General features: G+C 72.3%; 13 protein-coding genes. 6 read left to right on the plus strand and 7 right to left on the minus strand.

Features of this window, described 5'->3' with window-relative positions; genetic code table 11:
- The first annotated feature begins 4 nt into the window (after window positions 1-4).
- Complete coding sequence (locus OIE67_RS29485) at window positions 5-583, plus strand: hypothetical protein (protein WP_326626517.1); 579 nt, start codon at window positions 5-7, stop codon at window positions 581-583.
- Here the strand turns inward: OIE67_RS29485 and OIE67_RS29490 are convergent.
- Window positions 580-1,533, minus strand: a complete 954-nt coding sequence (locus OIE67_RS29490; RefSeq protein ID WP_326626519.1) for a LysR family transcriptional regulator — start codon at window positions 1,531-1,533, stop codon at window positions 580-582. The two genes, OIE67_RS29485 and OIE67_RS29490, sit on opposite strands and share 4 nt — an antisense overlap.
- Before the next feature lie 73 nt (window positions 1,534-1,606).
- Here OIE67_RS29490 and OIE67_RS29495 point away from each other — a divergent pair, with 73 nt between their 5' ends.
- Both OIE67_RS29495 and OIE67_RS29500 read left to right on the plus strand, forming a co-directional pair.
- Window positions 1,607-1,861: a CBU_0592 family membrane protein gene (locus OIE67_RS29495; protein ID WP_326626521.1), complete on the plus strand. Its 255-nt coding sequence runs from the start codon at window positions 1,607-1,609 to the stop codon at window positions 1,859-1,861.
- Window positions 1,858-2,571: a cyclase family protein gene (locus OIE67_RS29500; protein WP_326626523.1), complete on the plus strand. Its 714-nt coding sequence runs from the start codon at window positions 1,858-1,860 to the stop codon at window positions 2,569-2,571. Before OIE67_RS29495 ends, OIE67_RS29500 begins: the two co-directional genes overlap by 4 nt.
- 121 nt (window positions 2,572-2,692) lie before the next feature.
- Here the strand turns inward: OIE67_RS29500 and OIE67_RS29505 are convergent, their stop codons facing one another.
- Window positions 2,693-2,869 (minus strand): hypothetical protein, encoded by a 177-nt coding sequence (locus OIE67_RS29505; RefSeq protein ID WP_326626525.1) that lies wholly within the window; start codon window positions 2,867-2,869, stop codon window positions 2,693-2,695.
- Between the two features lie 32 nt (window positions 2,870-2,901).
- Here OIE67_RS29505 and map point away from each other — a divergent pair, with 32 nt between their 5' ends.
- Entirely contained in the window at window positions 2,902-3,750 is an 849-nt protein-coding gene (map, locus tag OIE67_RS29510; protein WP_326626527.1) for a type I methionyl aminopeptidase, read from the plus strand.
- A 119-nt stretch (window positions 3,751-3,869) separates the two neighbouring features.
- Here the strand turns inward: map and OIE67_RS29515 are convergent, their stop codons facing one another.
- The 4 genes from OIE67_RS29515 to OIE67_RS29530 all read right to left on the minus strand — a co-directional run bounded on the left by OIE67_RS29515 (window position 3,870) and on the right by OIE67_RS29530 (window position 8,432).
- Window positions 3,870-4,259: a sensor histidine kinase gene (locus tag OIE67_RS29515; protein ID WP_326626529.1), complete on the minus strand. Its 390-nt coding sequence runs from the start codon at window positions 4,257-4,259 to the stop codon at window positions 3,870-3,872.
- A 207-nt stretch (window positions 4,260-4,466) separates the two neighbouring features.
- Window positions 4,467-6,443 (minus strand): cytochrome c oxidase assembly protein, encoded by a 1,977-nt coding sequence (locus OIE67_RS29520; protein ID WP_326626531.1) that lies wholly within the window; start codon window positions 6,441-6,443, stop codon window positions 4,467-4,469.
- Entirely contained in the window at window positions 6,440-7,063 is a 624-nt protein-coding gene (locus OIE67_RS29525) for a copper resistance CopC family protein (RefSeq protein WP_326626532.1), read from the minus strand. The genes OIE67_RS29520 and OIE67_RS29525 overlap by 4 nt, the downstream gene beginning before the upstream one ends.
- Before the next feature lie 46 nt (window positions 7,064-7,109).
- Complete coding sequence (locus OIE67_RS29530) at window positions 7,110-8,432, minus strand: helix-turn-helix transcriptional regulator (protein ID WP_326626535.1); 1,323 nt, start codon at window positions 8,430-8,432, stop codon at window positions 7,110-7,112.
- Between the two features lie 425 nt (window positions 8,433-8,857).
- On the opposite strand from OIE67_RS29530, the gene OIE67_RS29535 reads away from it, so the two are divergent.
- Complete coding sequence (locus tag OIE67_RS29535; protein WP_326626537.1) at window positions 8,858-11,695, plus strand: AfsR/SARP family transcriptional regulator; 2,838 nt, start codon at window positions 8,858-8,860, stop codon at window positions 11,693-11,695.
- Window positions 11,696-11,746: 51 nt separating this feature from the next.
- Here OIE67_RS29535 and OIE67_RS29540 read toward each other — a convergent pair whose 3' ends face one another.
- Window positions 11,747-13,240 carry a PucR family transcriptional regulator gene (locus OIE67_RS29540; RefSeq protein WP_326626539.1) on the minus strand — a complete coding sequence of 498 codons (1,494 nt, stop codon included), beginning with the start codon at window positions 13,238-13,240 and terminating at the stop codon, window positions 11,747-11,749.
- A gap of 94 nt (window positions 13,241-13,334) precedes the next feature.
- On the opposite strand from OIE67_RS29540, the gene OIE67_RS29545 reads away from it, so the two are divergent.
- Window positions 13,335-15,596, plus strand: coding sequence for a molybdopterin cofactor-binding domain-containing protein (locus OIE67_RS29545; RefSeq protein ID WP_326626541.1), 2,262 nt, complete (start codon window positions 13,335-13,337; stop codon window positions 15,594-15,596).
- Window positions 15,597-15,599 lie beyond the last annotated feature (3 nt).

The raw sequence follows: 15,599 nt of genomic DNA on the forward strand, positions 1-15,599 counted from the left end.
GGTGATGGACTCAGGATCGGTGGCACTCCTGCGCGAACTGCTCTCCGGGAGCGGCTGGCTCGACCGCGCCCGTGAGCTGGGCCTGGCGCTTCGTGCCACGCGGTCGCCCGGCGGGCTGCTGGTGGTGGGCACCCCCGACGAGGAGCCCTGGCATGTGACCGCCCACCTCGCCGACGAGGCCCGCCTGTCCGGTCTGCCCCAGCTCGCCCCCACCCTGGTGCGCTGGTCCCCGCCGGAGGACGCTCCCCCTCACCTGCGCGTCGGCCTCGACCGGCTGGAGCAGGCCGCGCGCGGGGAGACGTTGTTCGTGCTGTCCGAACAGCGGGCGCCGGTCCCGCTGCTGGAACGGGTGGACGACGCGCGGCGCATCGGGGCCACCGTCCTGGCGATCGAGGGCGGCGACCCCGAGCTGACCGGGCTGGCGCACGACGCGATCACGGTGCCGCGCGACGGGCTGGTGACGTTCGACGGGGCGCAGCACCTGGTGAGCGCCGCGGCCGGCGAGCTCGAACGCCGCCCCGGCCTGCGCGCCCGCCTGGCGAGCCTCCTGGACAAGGTCAGCGGCCCCCACCTGACCGACTAATCCACTTTTTCGGGCTCTCCCAGCCGGCCGCGCAGTGACGCCGCCAGGTCCGCGGTGGCCTCCTCGATCGCTCCGATCACCACGGCCTGCACCGGATCGGGCTCCCCCGATCTGGTACGGCCGACGCGCGTGACGGCGTCCAGCCTGCGTGCCCCCACGTCGCGCACCTCGCTCACCCGTACCTCACCCTCCGGCACGTCGAGCAGGGCCAGCGTGGGCACGATCGCCACCCCGTGCCCGGCCGCCACCAGCGCCAGCGCCGGCCCGAACTCGGTGATGACGTGCACCTTGCGCGGCTCGAACCCGTGCAGCCCGGCCAGCCGCTCCAGCGCCTGCCCGCACGCCTGGGTCGGCTCGCCCGCCACCCAGGGCAGCCGGATGAGGTCGGCGACGGTGGCCGGCGGGTCCGGCCAGTCCGGCGGGACCACGATGCGGTATTCGTCCACGTACAGCAGCCGCGTGCTCAGCGACGGCTGCGACAGGGCGGGCAGGCTCATGTCCTGCTCGGTGATGAGCAGGTCGACCGCGCCGAGCCGCAGCTCCTGCAGCGCCGGCTGCCCGTAGATCTCGTGGATGATGAGCGAGATCTTCGGATGGCGTACGGCCAGGTCGCGCATGGCGGGCACCAGCACGTGCTGGATCACCGTGGGGAAGGCGGCGATGCGCACCGGCCCGGCCAGGCGCTCGGTGAAACGGGTGAGCTCCCGCTTGGCCTCGTCCAGCTCCTCCTCGACCCGTTCGGCGTAGCCGGCCAGCACCCGCCCCGCCGGGGTCAGCGACACGCTGCGCTGGGAGCGGTCGATGAGAGCGAGCCCGACCTCGCGCTCCAGCTGGGCGAGTTGCTGGGAGACGGCGGACGGCGTCAGGTAGAGCGCCTCGGCGGCCCGCATCACGCCGCCGCGCCGCGCGACCTCGCGTAAGACGCGCAGCCGCCTGGGGTCGATGTCCATGCAGGTCAGCTTACGCGCGCGGTGAAGAATCCCTCATTTGTGCCGCACAGCCCGTGATCCCGACAATGGCGCCATGGATCTCCTGCTCGCCGTCGCCGGCTGGCTCGGCGCCGCCCTGCTGCTGGCCGGCTACGCGCTCGTCTCGTCCTCCCGCCTGTCGGGCGACGGGACCGCGTACCAGCTCATCAACCTGGGCGGCTCGCTCGGGCTGATGATCAACAGCGCCTACAACGCCGCCTGGCCGTCGGCCGGGCTCAACCTCGTGTGGGCCGCCATCGGCGTCGTGGCCCTGGTCAAACTGGCCCGGATCGGTACGGTGAAAAAATGATCGTCGAGCTCAGCCACCGCATCACCGACGGCATGCGCACCTATCCCGGCATTCCCGCCCCGCGCCTGGGTGTGCACCTGAGCAGGGAGGACTCGCGGAAGGTGTACGCGCCGGGCACGGAGTTCCACATCGGCACGATCACGCTGGCCGCCAACACCGGCACCTACCTCGACACCCCCTTCCACCGCTACGCCGAAGGACCGGACCTGTCGCAGGTCCCCCTGACCAAACTGGCCGACCTGCCCGGCCTGGTCATCCGCGCCACCGGCGGCGCGATGCTGACGGACACGAAGCCGGACGTGCGCGGCACCGGACGCGAGGAGCCCGCCGCACAGGCCGGGCGGGCGGTGCACGTCAGTGAGGAGCTGGACGTGCGGGGCCGGGCCGTGCTCATCCACACCGGCTGGGACCGGCACTTCGGCACCGACGCCTACCTGCGCGGCCATCCCTACCTCGCCCCCGAGTCGGCGGCGTGGCTGGCCGGCCAGGGGGCGGCCCTGGTCGGGATCGACTCGCTGAACATCGACGACACCCCGGCGCACGGCGAACGCCCCGCGCACTCGATCCTGCTGGCGGCGGGGATCCCCCTGGTGGAGCACATGACGGGGCTGGCGGCGCTGCCCAGCGAGGGCTTCCGCTTCCACGCCGCGCCACCGATGATCACCGGCATGGGCACGTTCCCGGTCAGGGCATACGCGATCGTCCCCTAGTCCCGGCGCACCGCCTCAGACCGCTAGTCCCGGCGCACAGCGTCAGACCGCAGATCCCGGTGTGCCGCGTCAGACCGCAGATCCCGGCGCACCGTCTCAGGCCGCTGATCCCGGCCCGCTGTCAGTCATCGTCCTGGTCGGCTTCGTCCCACGCCTTGTTGCGGTCGGCGGCGCGCTGGAGTGCCCCCGCCGCCTCCTGCTCCGAGGCGTAGGGACCCATCCGGTCCTTGTTGGGGCAGCCCTCGTCAGGCTCGACCCGCATGTGCTTGAGACAGAACCACCACTGGCCTTCGCTCACAAGGTCAATTCTGCCCCGTAGACTCAGGTTTCATGACGACACTGCTCCAGCCAGGGCGAGTCTCGCCCCTGCGAAAGGTCCCCGCGCACATCGAGCGGCCGGAGTACGTCGGCAAGAAGCGCCCCAAGACCGGCGAGTCCGACGTGAAGAGCCCCGAGATCATCGAGCGGATGAGGGTGGCCGGCCGGATCGCCGCCCAGGCTCTCGAAGAGGTCGGCAAGCACGTCCGGCCCGGCGTCACGACCGACGAGCTCGACCGGATCGGGCACGAGTTCCTGCTCGACCACAACGCCTACCCGAGCACGCTCGGCTACAAGGGCTATCCGAAGTCGCTGTGCACCTCCATCAACGAGGTCATCTGCCACGGCATCCCCGACGACACCGTGCTGCGTGACGGCGACATCGTCAACGTCGACATCACCGCCTACATCGGCGGCGTCCACGGTGACACCGACGCCACCTATCTGGCGGGCGAGGTGGACGAGGAGTCGCGGCTGCTGGTGGAGCGCACGCGCGAGGCGATGATGCGGGCCATCAAGGCGGTCGCGCCCGGCCGCCAGCTCAACGTGGTCGGCCGGGTCATCGAGGCCTACGCCAAGCGGTTCGGCTACGGCGTGGTGCGCGACTTCACCGGCCACGGCATCGGCACCAGCTTCCACTCCGGCCTCATGGTGCCCCACTACGACGATCCGTCGCTGCGGGTGGAGCTGGTGCCCGGGATGACGTTCACGATCGAGCCGATGCTGACGCTGGGCACGATCGAGTACGAGATCTGGCCGGACAAGTGGACGGCCGTGACGAAGGACCGCAAGCGTACGGCCCAGTTCGAGCACACGATCGTCGTCACGGACACCGGCAGCGAGATCCTCACCCTCCCCTGATCCGGCCGCCCGCGCCCACCGGCCCGCGTCCACCAGCCCGAGCTCATCAGTTGGATGTCCTCGGGCCCCGGACGCACGCGTCCCGATCCGGAGGCGGAGCGAGCCGAGCCGGCACGCGTTCAGCGGTGGCGGGGGACCACCCCCGTCACCGTCGTGCCCTCACCGAGCACGCTGTTGACCGACAGGCTGCCGCCGATCTCCGCGAACGCCGCCCGCATCCTGGCGAGCCCTCGCCCGTTCGCGCTCAGGAGGAAGCCCTGGCCGTTGTCGCTGATCGTCATGCGCAGCCCGCTCTTGCCGGCCGTCACGGCGATGGACACGGTCCGGGCCCTGCTGTGCAGCTCCACGTTGGACAGAGCCTCGCGCATGGTGGCCATGACGCCGCTCGAGACGCGGGACGGCACGTCGGTCGAGGGCAGCGCCCAGGTCTCGACCGCGATGCCCGTCCGTTCCGACCATTCGGCCAGATAGCTTTCGAGCGCCTCGGCCAGGCTCTGCCCCCCGCGCATCCGTGTCTCTTCCGACAATGCTTTCGCCTTCCTCGGCACCCGGGCCCAGCGCCGGTCCCCACTCCGGCGCCCCCCGACCGGCGCTGCGCGCCCCCCTCAAGGCCTGCGCACGCTAGTCGATGGGGTCATGCCCGTCTCCCCTGTAAGAAAGGCTACCTGTCGGTCCAGAGACTTGTAGTCGGAAGGTAGAAGGCCATGACCGAACCGCTACTCACCCTTGTCAGCGCGGTTGAGACGGGCGAGATAGTCGTTGTAGGAGTCGAGTTCCGGGTCTCCTGCGCCGGTCCGGTCGGCCCTGCGGTCGGCCCTGCGGGCCTGCCTGTCGTCGTCCTTGTACCACTGGACGGCGATGGCCAGCAGGACGAGCAGCGTCGGGATCTCGCCGAAGCCCCAGGCGATGGCGCCGCCGTCGCGCTGGGTCTGCAGCAGGGTGTCGCCCCAGGTGCGGCCGAGCTGCTCGTACCAGCCTGAGGCGATCACGCCGCCCATCATCATGAGCGCGATGCCGAAGAAGGCGTGGAACGGCATGGTCACGAAGAGCATGAGCAGCCGCCACACGTGCGGGAGCCGGTGCGGCCCGGGATCGACCCCGATGATCACCCAGAAGAACAGGCTGCCGCTGATCAGGAAGTGCAGGGTCATCCAGATGTGGCCGAGGTGCTCGTTCATGGCCGACTCGAACAGCGGCGTGAAGTAGAGCGCGTAGGTGGAGGTGACGAAGATGGCGGTGGCGACGAGGGGGTGGGTGACGACCTTGGTGAAACGGCTGTTCAGGATCGTGGTGATCCACTCGCGCGGCCCTCTGTCGCCTCTCCTGGACGCGGGCTTGAGCGCGCGCAGGGCCAGCGTGACGGGCCCGCCGAGGACGAGGAAGATCGGCACCACCATGGACAGCGTCATGTGCTCGATCATGTGGATGTCGAACATGACCTTGGCGTAGCGGGCCAGCCCGCTCTGGGTGGAGAAGACCAGCAGGGCCACGCCGATGTACCAGGCCGCCGTGCGCCCCCACGACCAGCGGTCGCCGCGCCGCAGCAGCCGGACCACGCCGGCTCCGTACAGGCCGGCCAGGGCGGCGGCCACGACGGCGAAGAACAGGTCGAACCACCACATCGTGAAGATGCCGGACAGCGTGAGCGGCGGCGGGAGCGGGAAGCCGAGCAGTTCGAAGGCCCGGTCGGCGGGGATGCTGTATTCGGGCGGCGGTGTGCGCGACAGCGCCACGGCCACGCCGACGGTGGCGAACATGAGCAGCGTCTCGCCGCCGGCCAGCCGGGTGAACGCCCGCGGCTTCCCGGCCCGCAGGTCGGCCAGCGTGCGCTGGCGGTGCCAGTAGCCGACGTAGCCGAGCAGCACGAACGCCACGATCTTGGCCAGCGCGAGCAGACCGTACTCGGAGGTCCACAGGTCGGAGATCGCGCCCAGCCGCGCGACGAGCGCGAACAGCCCGGACAGCCCCACGCCGGCGTAGCACCACAGCGCCATCCGGGAGAAGCGGGTGGCGACCACATCGAGCTGGGGCTGCTTGCGCAGCGCGTGCAGGGCCAGCACGCCGAGCCCGCCCACCCACAGGGCGAGCGAGAGCAGGTGCAGCGAGACCGAGGAGGTGGCCAGGTCGTGGTTGGGCGAGGAGGAGGTGTGCCCGGTGAGCGGCGCGGGCAGCAGCGTGACCAGCGCGAACACGAGCAGCCCGGCGGCGGCGCCGGCCGTGATGGCGCCGCGTGAGAACAGCGCGATGGCCACCCCGAACAGCACCACGAGCGTCAGCGCGACGCCTTGGGTGGTCTGGGTGGCGTAGCTGGTCAGGATGGTGCGTTCGAGGATCTGCGGCACGGTCCTGCCGATGGACTCGGCGACGCCGAAGACGATGGCGAGGAAGGCCGATCCGGCCCACACCAGCGCCGCCCACGAGGCGGCCTTGACGTAGTCGAGCGCGCTCTTGCCGAGCACGCCCTTGTCGTTGGGCAGCAACAGGGCGGCCATCAGCAGCAGGCCGACGGTGACCACGCCCGCGGCGTCCATCAGCAGCTTGGACAGCGGCAGCCCCCACCGGACGACCACGCCGGAGTCGGGCAGCCCGGGGATGATCCTGGGGAACGCCCTGCCGCCGGCGATCATGCCGATGACCAGGGCGACGATCGCGGCCGCCGAGGCCGCGACGGTGAGGCGCACGGCCCGGCTCATGGGCGCTTTCTCCGCGCGCTGAGCAGGAAGCCGATGCCGACGCCGACGAGGGCGCCGATGACGACGATCAGCCAGACGGGGAAGGAGACGTCCTGCCCGGCCGAGGCGCGGTCGGCGGCGGCCTGGCTCTCGGGCGCGCCGCCCGAGGGCGACGGCGGGCTCGCGCTCTGCTCCGCCGGCGGGGCCGCGCTCCCCGTCTCGGCGGGCGCTGAGCCGGTGGCGCCGGCGGAGGCCGAGGGGCTGGGGGACGGCGTCGAGCCCTCCACGCGGAACGGGATCTCACCCTCGATCGGGTGCCCGTCGGACGACACGACCCGGTAGGCGATCGTGTATTTCCCGTCGGGCAGCGGCCCGTCGACCGCCTGCGTCACCACGGCGCCGTCGACCTCGGGCTTGCCGCTCTGGTGCTGGGCGTCGCCGGCACCGCGCACGATGACGAACGGCAGGCGCACCTTGGCGCTGAACTCGAGCGTGACCTCGTCGAGCGAGGTGACCTTGGCGCCCTTGGCCGGGGAACTGCTCTTGAGGGCGTCGTGCGCCAGCGCGGGGGCCGCGGTGCCGAACACGAGCAGGGCAGCGGCGAGCATCGCGGTGAGGGCCGCGATCGGGGATCTCTTCATGACACCCCCAAGGCTACCGACGCCACTGCCCGGTCCGGACTCCGCTCTACAATCCCGCGCAGGCGAGCGCGCGCTGGTAGGCGTCGACCGCGCCGTCGGCGTCGCCGAGCTGCTCCATCGTCTCGGCCGTGGCGTACCAGTGGGAGGCCGAGCGGCGGGAGTCGGGCAGCGGCGAGAGCCAGCTCTCGACGGCGGCGGCGTGCTCGCGCCCCTCCTGCGACCGGCCGACCTCGCCGTAGATGCGGCCGAGCAGCAGGTTGGCCTCCGCGCCCATCACGTGGCCGTATTCGGGGAGCAGGTTTCTGCTGGCCACGGCGTGCTCGGCGGCGCTGTCGAGGTCGTGGGTCATGTATTCGGCGCAGGCCAGCTCCAGGTAGAGGACCGCCTGGTCGATCGTGCTGGTGGAGGTCTGCTCGAACTCGGTGATGGCCGCGCGCAGCACGTTGCGCACGCTCGCCGGGTCCTGGGCGCCGGTGCGCAGCCGGGTGCGCGCGGACTGGACCCGCATCCTGGCGGTGTTGCGCGGCTGGCCGTGCTCCAGCTGGACGGCCAGGGCCCGCTCGATGAAGGTCACCGCCTCGTCGTTGTGGCCGGTGGCACGGGCGACGAGGGAGGCGTTCCAGTTGGCCGCCACGATGGAGCGCGGCGTGCCGAGGGTGTCGGCCGCGTTGAGCAGCTCGGCCGCGAACTGCCTGGCGCGCAGCATGTCGCCGCGCTCGTAGTAGGCCATCAGCAGCGTGGCGGCCAGCTCGACCAGAAGATCGTTCCAAGGCTGGCGGGCGTTGCCGCTGAGCAGCTGCTCGCCCACCTCGACGGCCTCGCTGAGCCGCTCGCTCTCGCGGTAGGCGCGGCACAGCGCCACGGCCACCTCGATGGCGCGCTCGGGGGAGAGCTCCTCCTCGCGCAGCTTCAGCATGATGGAGATCGCCTGGTCGAGGTCGCCTCCGGCCTCCGTGGCGAGGGCCAGCCCGAACTCGGCGTCTTGACGCAGCGCTGTCAGACCTGCCAAGTTACTGTTTCCCAGGAGCTCCGCGAAACGCGTGCGGGCCTCGGCGATCTCGCCGTTCTCGAGCGCGAGCCGCGCATAGCCGAGAGCGAGCTCGATGTCCTCCATCTGTTCGGCGGTGACGCCGTTGATCAGATAGGACAGCGAGCAGTCCAGTTTGCTGGCCAGCAGCTCCAAGACCGCAGGGGTGGGAGTACGCTTACCGCTCTCGATCAGTGAGACGTAACTGTCCGACAACTCGGGATGGGCCAGCTGCGCCTGTGACAAGCCGCGTTGCCGCCGAACCGTCTTGATACGGAGTCCGACTAGGTCAGATGTGGTCACAGCAGCCGCTCCCTGAGAAGATAAGTCCGAGCAACTCACATAGGCGAGGGAGAGAACCCCATGCGCATGCGCATTGCCCTGTCAATCCTGGCTGTCGCGATCGGCACCGCGGTAGCCCTTGGAGGTAATGTTACGGCCGCGAGTGCCACGACGTCTTCCCTCTCCAGCGCGGCGACCGACATCGGTTGCTGCTGAACCGGCTGACGCCGGGAAAGGACAAGGCGACACCCCGGACACGCACCGCACTCCGTGTCCGTCTCACGCGATGGCGCGGCCGGTGAAAGGACCCCCGGGTCCCGCCACCTGCCGTCCATGCGGTCCATACTGAGCGGCCGGTCAGACAGGGCCCCTGTGACTTAATACACACCCAGCACGATCGAATGACAAGGTATCGACCGCATCTACATTTCATCTACATGCGTCACGGGGCCCTCGACGCCTCCATGAACGTTTAAGCTCCCTACGTGGATCCGACAGTCGATCACGGGAGTCCGAGGGCGGCCGGTCTGACCATAGGTCTGCTGGGCCCGGTGACCGGCGCGCTCGACGGCGCGGCCATCGACGCGGGCCCCCCGCTCCAGCAGGCGATCATGGCGATGCTGGCGGTCCGGGCCGGCCGGGTGCTCACCCTGGCCCAGCTGATCGAGGGCGTGTGGGGAGGCTCTCCCCCGCCCAGCGCCGCGCAGAGCGTCTACACCTACATCGCCGGGTTACGCCGGGCCGTCGAGCCGGGGCGCGGGCGGCGCGAGCCCCCCGGGGTGCTGGCCCGCACCGCCGGCGGCTACCGCCTGAACCTCGATCCGGGGCGGATCGACACCCACGTCTTCGCCGGACGGGTGGACGCGGCGGCGCGGGCGGCCAAGGGCGGCGACCTCGACGAGGCGGTGCGCGAACTCGACGAGGCTCTCCCCCTCTGGCGCGGCCGGCCGCTGAGCGGCGTGCCGGGCCCCTTCGCCGACGACGAGCGCGCCCGCCTGGAAGAGCTCCGGCTGACCGCCGTCGAGGCGAGGGCTGACGCGCTGCTGCGGCTGGGCCGCCCGCGAGACTGCCTGGCCCAGCTGCAGGACCTGTCCCGAGGTCATCCGCTCCGCGAACGCCCCCGCGAGCTGCTCATGCTGGCCCTGCACGGGTGCGGGCGCCAGGCCGAGGCGCTCACGCTCTTCGAGCAGACCCGGCGCGTCCTGTCGGAGGAGCTCGGCGTCGATCCCGGCGAGGGCCTGCGCCTGGCGCACCGCGTGGTCCTGTCCGGCACCGGCGGGCCGGCCGTGCCCGATCCGCTGATCCCCCGTCAGCTGCCCCGCGACCTGCTCGCGTTCGTCGGCCGCTCGCGGGAGATCGTCCGGCTGCGGAGCCTGCTGGACCCCTGGGACGAGGATCCGCCGCATCCGTTCGTGGTGATCTGCGGCCCGCCGGGCGTCGGCAAGTCGGCGCTGGCCGTGCACGTCGCGCACGCGGTGCGCGACCGGTTCCCCGAGGGGCAGCTGTACGTCGACCTGCGCGGCGGCACCCCGAACGTGGCCCGCCTGTCCTCGCACGAGATCTTCAGCCGGCTGCTGCGCGGCATCGGCACGCCCGACGACGCCGTGCCGGTGGACGAGGACGAGGCCGCCGCCCTGTGGCGGAGCAAGCTCCAGGGCCGGCGGCTCCTCGTGCTCCTCGACAACGCGGCCGACCTGGGCCAGGTCAGGCCGTTCGTCTCGGCGCCGCTCGGCACGGCGGTCCTGGTGACCAGCAGGGAGTCTCTCGTGGCCGGCGACGACTGCGTCCAGCTGCGCCTGGGCCCGCTGTCCGACGCCGAGGCGACCGCCATGCTGTCCAAGCTCGTCGGCGCCGACCGCGTCTCCGCCGACCTCGGCCAGACCACCCGGCTGGCGCGTCTCTGCGACGGCTTCCCCCTGGCCCTGCGCATCGCCGGGGCGCGGCTGGCCGACCGCCCCGACTGGACCGTGGGCGCGCTGACGGCCCGGCTCACCGACGAACGGCAGCGGCTGCGGGAGCTGGAGGCTGGCGAGCTGGCCGTACGGTCGAGCCTGGCGGCCAGCTGGGGCGCGCTCAACGGCAGCAGCCGCGAGATCGACGGCGACGCGGCGCGGCTGCTGGGCCTGCTCGGCCTGCTCCACGTGCCCGACATCACCGTGGAGGCGGCCACGGCGCTGTCCGGTTCGCCGTCGTACCAGGTCGAACGCGGTCTGGAACGCCTGTGTGACGCCCACCTGCTGGAGGCGACCGAGCCGGGACGCTATCGGATCCACGACCTGGTGCGGCTGTTCGCCGGGGCGCTGATGGAGGCCGATGAGCGCGTCCGGCCGCTGCGGCGGGCGATCGGCTACTACGCCGCGTCCGCGCGGGCCGCGGCCGTCACCAGCCAGCCGCACCGGGTGCACTGCGCGTATCCGGAGGTCGTGGAGCGGGGCCGCCGGTTCGCCGGCCCCGAGGAGGCGCACGACTGGCTGCGGAAGCAGGAGCCCATCCTGCTCGCCGCCGCGTTCCAGGCGATGGCGGACCAGGACGACGACATCGCGCGGGCGGGCACCGCGATCGGGTTCGCGCTGTGGTGGTACCAGCAGCGGGCCTACCGGGTGGCCGACCTGGTCGCGCTCGGGGAGCGGCTGCTCGCGACGGGGCGGCGCCTCGACGACCCGGTGATCACCATGGAGGGGCACGCCCACCTCGCGACGGGCCTGTACCTGAGAGGCGACCGCTCCGTCTTCCAGCACGGCGAGCGGCACCTGGGCCTGGCCAGGCAGCTCGGTGACCGGTTCAACGAGCAGCGCGCGCACGGCAACCTGGCCTCCACGCACGTCAAGTGGGAGCAGTACGACGACGCGCTGGAGCACGCGCTGGCCCAGCGGGCGATCGCCTCCGACATGGGCTCACGGGTCGGGGAGCTCTACGCGCTGCTGACGATCGGGCGCGTCAGCATCGACCTCGGCCGGTTCGACGAGGCGCTGCGGGCGCTGGACGAGGGGGCGGAGATGGCCCGCCGCGCCGGCGACGGGCTGCGGCTGGTGGAGTTCGCGCTGGCCAGAGGGCGAGCGCTGATCGAGCTGGGCGAGCTGGCCACGGCGCTGTCCGTGCTCACCGACGCCTCGGGCCCGGCCCGGGTCAGCAAGATGACGGAGGTGGGTTGCCTCGTCTATCTGGCGCGCGCCCACCGCCTGCTCGGCCAGGGCCGCGAGGCGATGCGGCGCGGCTCGGAGGCGGTCGCGCTGGCCGAGAGCATGGGCAGCGCGTACTGGCTGGAACGGGCGGTCAAGGAGCGCGAGGCCGCGGGACCGGCCAGAGACTCGATCAGCACCTGAGCGGCGGGCTCACCGGGGCGGGCTCACCAGGGCGGGCTCACCGGGGCGAGGTCACCGGGGCGGCGCGGTGTCCCTGAGCGCGAGGAAGAAGTCGACCCTGTCGGCCATCGTGGACAGGTCCCTGCCGGTCAGCTCCTCGATCCGGCGGATGCGGTAGCGCACGGTGTTGACGTGCACGTGCAGCAGCTCGGCGCAGGCGTTCCACGAGCCGGCGCGGTCGAGGAAGACGCCGAGCGTGCGCACGAGGTCGGACTGGTGCCCGCGGTCGTAGTCGAGCAGCGGCGACAGCAGCCGGGAGGAGAAGGAGCGGCGCACGTCTCCCGGCACGGTGGCCAGCAGCAGCGCGTGGGTGTAGATCTCGTCGCTGGTCACCACGCCGCCGTCGCGGGCCTCGGCCAGGCGGCGGGCGTGCCCGGCCTCCTCGACGCCGCCCTTGAGCGCGGCGGCGCCGGTGAGCGCGCCGCTGAGGCCGGCGCACAGGCGGGTGCCCGGCAGCGCGGAGAGGACGGCCCCGCCGGCGCGCAGCCGTGCGGCCAGCCCGTCGGCGCCGCTCTCGCGCAGCGGCACGACGGCGACCGCCCCGCCGGCGCCGGCGGCGGCCACGACCTCGCGGCCGAGCAGCTCCTCCAGGATCTGGCCGCCGAGCGTGGCCGGGTCGGGGCCCCGGGTGGCTCCTGGCGTGGGCGCGGTGACGTCCACCACCGCGTACGGCTCCTCCGAGTCGATCCCGCACATGCGCAGCCTGGCGTTCAGCTCGGACACGTCGGCCTCGGTCAGCGCGGCCGCGACGAGCTGCCCGGCCAGGCGGCGCTCGACCCTGCGGCCCTCCTCGATCCGGCCGCGTTCGAGACCCACGCAGGCGGCCAGCTCGTAGCCCACGTCGGCCCGGTCGAGCAGGTCGCCGTCGCAGGCCAGCGCCCATCCGGCGGCGCGGTGGCCGCGCCCGACGGCGAAGATCGTGTGCTCGCCGGCGACGGCGGGCAGCCGGGGCGCGGTCAGGTACGCCCGCGCCAGCCCCGCGGGATCGCCGGCCGAGCCCACGATCACCTCGCCAGACGCGGACACGACGACGCCGGTGACGCCCAGCTCGGCGGCGGTCACCCGGAACAGCTCGGGCAGATCGGCCCCTTCGGCGAGGGCGGCGACCAGCCGGCGGTGGCGGCCGAGCGCGTCGCGCACGTCACCGGCCAGGCGGGGCCCGGTCAGCTCGGCCAGCGTGCGGAAGGAGACCTCGACCGGCACGTCCACCAGCGGCAGCCCGGCCTGCGCGCAGGCAGCCACCAGGTCGTCCGGCACGTGCCCCAGCCAGGCCCGTCCGGCGCCGAGCGCGGCCACCCCGGCCCGCTTCAGCGCGGCCACGAACCGGGCGGAGTCCGCCGGGGTGTGCCACCACATCAGCCCGGTCAGCACCAGCTCACCGCCGCCGAGGTAGCGGCCGGGCTCGGGCAGGTCGGTGATGTGCACGGTGCCGAACTCGCGATCGGGGTCCCCGGTGAGCAGGGTCAGGCGCAGATCGTCGATGGCCAGCAGGTCGGAGATGCGCACTTGGAGGAATATACAAGCCCGATATGACAAGCGATGACCGTGATTTCACGTCGGGCGCATAGGTCTGGCCGCCGGGCGGTGCTCTACTCGAAAGATGACCGAGACCACAGACACGGGGACCACCGACACGGGGACCACGTACACGGGCTCCCCGGTCACGGGCGTCGGGGAGAACGCGCGGCGGCCGGACGCCACGCTCAAGGTGACCGGCGAGTTCGCGTACGCCTCCGATCTGTGGCTGGACGGCATGGTCTGGGGGGCGACGCTGCGCAGCCCGCACCCGTCGGCGTGGATCCGCTCCATCGACGTGGGCCCGGCGCTGCGCATCCCCGGGGTGTTCGCCGTGCTGACGCACGAGGACGTGCCGGGCGAGAAGTTCTACGGGCTTGAGCACAAGGACCAGCCGGTGCTGGCCATCGATCAGGTCCGCTACCAGGGCGAGCCGGTGGCGCTGGTGGGGGCCGACCATCCGGAGACGGCCCGCAGGGCGGCGGCGGCCGTCGTGGTCGAGTACGAGCCGCGCGAGGCCATCACCGACCCCCGGCGCTCCCAGCACTTCGTCCGCCACCAGCCGGTACGGCGCGGCGACACGTTCGAGGCCGAGGTGGTCGTCACCGGCGAGTACGAGGTCGGCATGCAGGACCAGGCCTTCCTCGGTCCCGAGTCCGGCCTGGCCGTGCCCGCCGAGGACGGCGGCGTGGACCTGTACATCGCCACCCAGTGGCTGCACGTGGACCGCGACCAGCTCGCCCCCTGCCTGGGCCTGCCTCCGGACAAGGTGCGCCTGACGCTGTCGGGCGTGGGCGGCGCGTTCGGGGCCCGCGAGGACCTGTCGATGCAGGTGCACGCGTGCATGCTGGCGCTGCGGCTGAACCGTCCCGTCAAGATCGTCTACGGCCGGGAGGAGTCGTTCTTCGGCCATGTGCACCGCCATCCCGCCCGGATGCGGTACGAGCACGGCGCCACCCGTGACGGCCGGCTGGTCTACGTCAAGGCGGACATCCTGCTGGACGGCGGCGCGTACTGCTCCTCCTCCCCCGCCGTCGTCGGCAACGCCGCGTCGCTGGGGGCGGGCCCGTACGAGGTGCCGAACGTGCGCGTGGACGCGACCGGCGTCTACACCAACAACCCGCCGTGCGGCGCGATGCGCGGGTTCGGCGCGGTGCAGGCGTGTTACGCCTACGAGTCGCAGATGGACCGCCTGGCCGAGGCGTGCGGCCTGTCGCCGATCGAGGTCCGGGTGCGCAACGCCGTCTCGCAGGGCTCCCGGCTGATCACCGGCCAGGTGATCGACTCGCCCGCGCCGCTGGCGGAGATGCTGCGCGACCTGGAGGCGATGCCGCTGCCTCCGGGGGAGCCGGCCCGGGACCTGCGCGGGCTGCCCGGCGGCGTCTCGCAGACCACCCACGGCGAGTCCGTGCGCCGGGGCGTCGGCTACGGCGTGGGGATCAAGAACATCTGCTTCTCCGAGGGCTTCGACGACTACTCCACGGCCCGGGTGCGGGCCGAGCTGATCGGCGGCGAGCCGCACGTCACGGTGCACACGGCGGCGGCGGAGGTGGGCCAGGGGCTGGTGACGGTGCAGGCCCAGATCGCGCGGACCGAGCTGGGCGTGGAGAACGTGACCGTGGCCGCCGCCGACACCTCGGTCGGCTCGGCGGGCTCCTCCTCGGCCTCGCGGCAGTCGTACGTCACGGGAGGCGCGGTCAAGGCGGCCTGCGAGGCCGTGCGCAAGCGGTTCGAGGGGCTGCCGGCCGCCGAGGCGCTGGCCCGGTCCGGGCCGATCGAGGAGACCCGCGAGTACCGGCACCGGCCGACGTACCCGATGGATCCGCTCACCGGGCAGGGCGACTCGCACACGCAGCTGGCGCTGTGCGTGCACCGGGCGGTCGTGGACGTGGACGTGGAGCTGGGCCTGGTCAAGGTGGTCGAGCTGGCGGCCGTCCAGGACGTGGGGCGGATCCTGAACCCGCAGGCGCTGGAGGGCCAGATCCACGGCGGCTCGGCGCAGGGGCTCGGCCTGGCGCTGATGGAGGAGATCCAGATCCGCGACGGCCGGGTGCTGAACCCGTCGTTCACCGACTACCTCATCCCCACCATCCTCGACATGCCGCCCATGACGATGAAAATCCTGGAAAATCCGGACCCGGCGGCCCCCTACGGGCTGCGCGGCGCCGGCGAGCCCCCCACCCTCTCCTCCACTCCCGCCATCGCCGCCGCCGTCAGAGCGGCCACGGGACTCCGGTTGACTCGCGTTCCGATCAGGCCGGAAGATATCGCCTTGTCCGGCAGCGGGACGTACCAGAGCGGTACGTTCCCGGGCGGCACGTTCGACGAGGGCTCGATGACTCGATAAAGG

It is taken from the genome of Nonomuraea fuscirosea (assembly GCF_035917475.1).
Lineage (GTDB): Bacteria > Actinomycetota > Actinomycetes > Streptosporangiales > Streptosporangiaceae > Nonomuraea > Nonomuraea fuscirosea.

What these genes read in the sequence shown, in the direction of transcription:
- OIE67_RS29495 (WP_326626521.1), top strand. Translation starts at nt 1,607, where the DNA reads ATGGATCTCCTGCTCGCCGTCGCCGGCTGGCTCGGCGCCGCCCTGCTG.
- OIE67_RS29520 (WP_326626531.1), bottom strand. Translation starts at nt 6,443, where the DNA reads ATGAGCCGGGCCGTGCGCCTCACCGTCGCGGCCTCGGCGGCCGCGATC.
- OIE67_RS29515 (WP_326626529.1), bottom strand. Translation starts at nt 4,259, where the DNA reads ATGCGCGGGGGGCAGAGCCTGGCCGAGGCGCTCGAAAGCTATCTGGCC.
- OIE67_RS29485 (WP_326626517.1), top strand. Translation starts at nt 5, where the DNA reads ATGGACTCAGGATCGGTGGCACTCCTGCGCGAACTGCTCTCCGGGAGC.
- OIE67_RS29490 (WP_326626519.1), bottom strand. Translation starts at nt 1,533, where the DNA reads ATGGACATCGACCCCAGGCGGCTGCGCGTCTTACGCGAGGTCGCGCGG.
- OIE67_RS29545 (WP_326626541.1), top strand. Translation starts at nt 13,335, where the DNA reads ATGACCGAGACCACAGACACGGGGACCACCGACACGGGGACCACGTAC.
- OIE67_RS29525 (WP_326626532.1), bottom strand. Translation starts at nt 7,063, where the DNA reads ATGAAGAGATCCCCGATCGCGGCCCTCACCGCGATGCTCGCCGCTGCC.
- map (WP_326626527.1), top strand. Translation starts at nt 2,902, where the DNA reads ATGACGACACTGCTCCAGCCAGGGCGAGTCTCGCCCCTGCGAAAGGTC.
- OIE67_RS29500 (WP_326626523.1), top strand. Translation starts at nt 1,858, where the DNA reads ATGATCGTCGAGCTCAGCCACCGCATCACCGACGGCATGCGCACCTAT.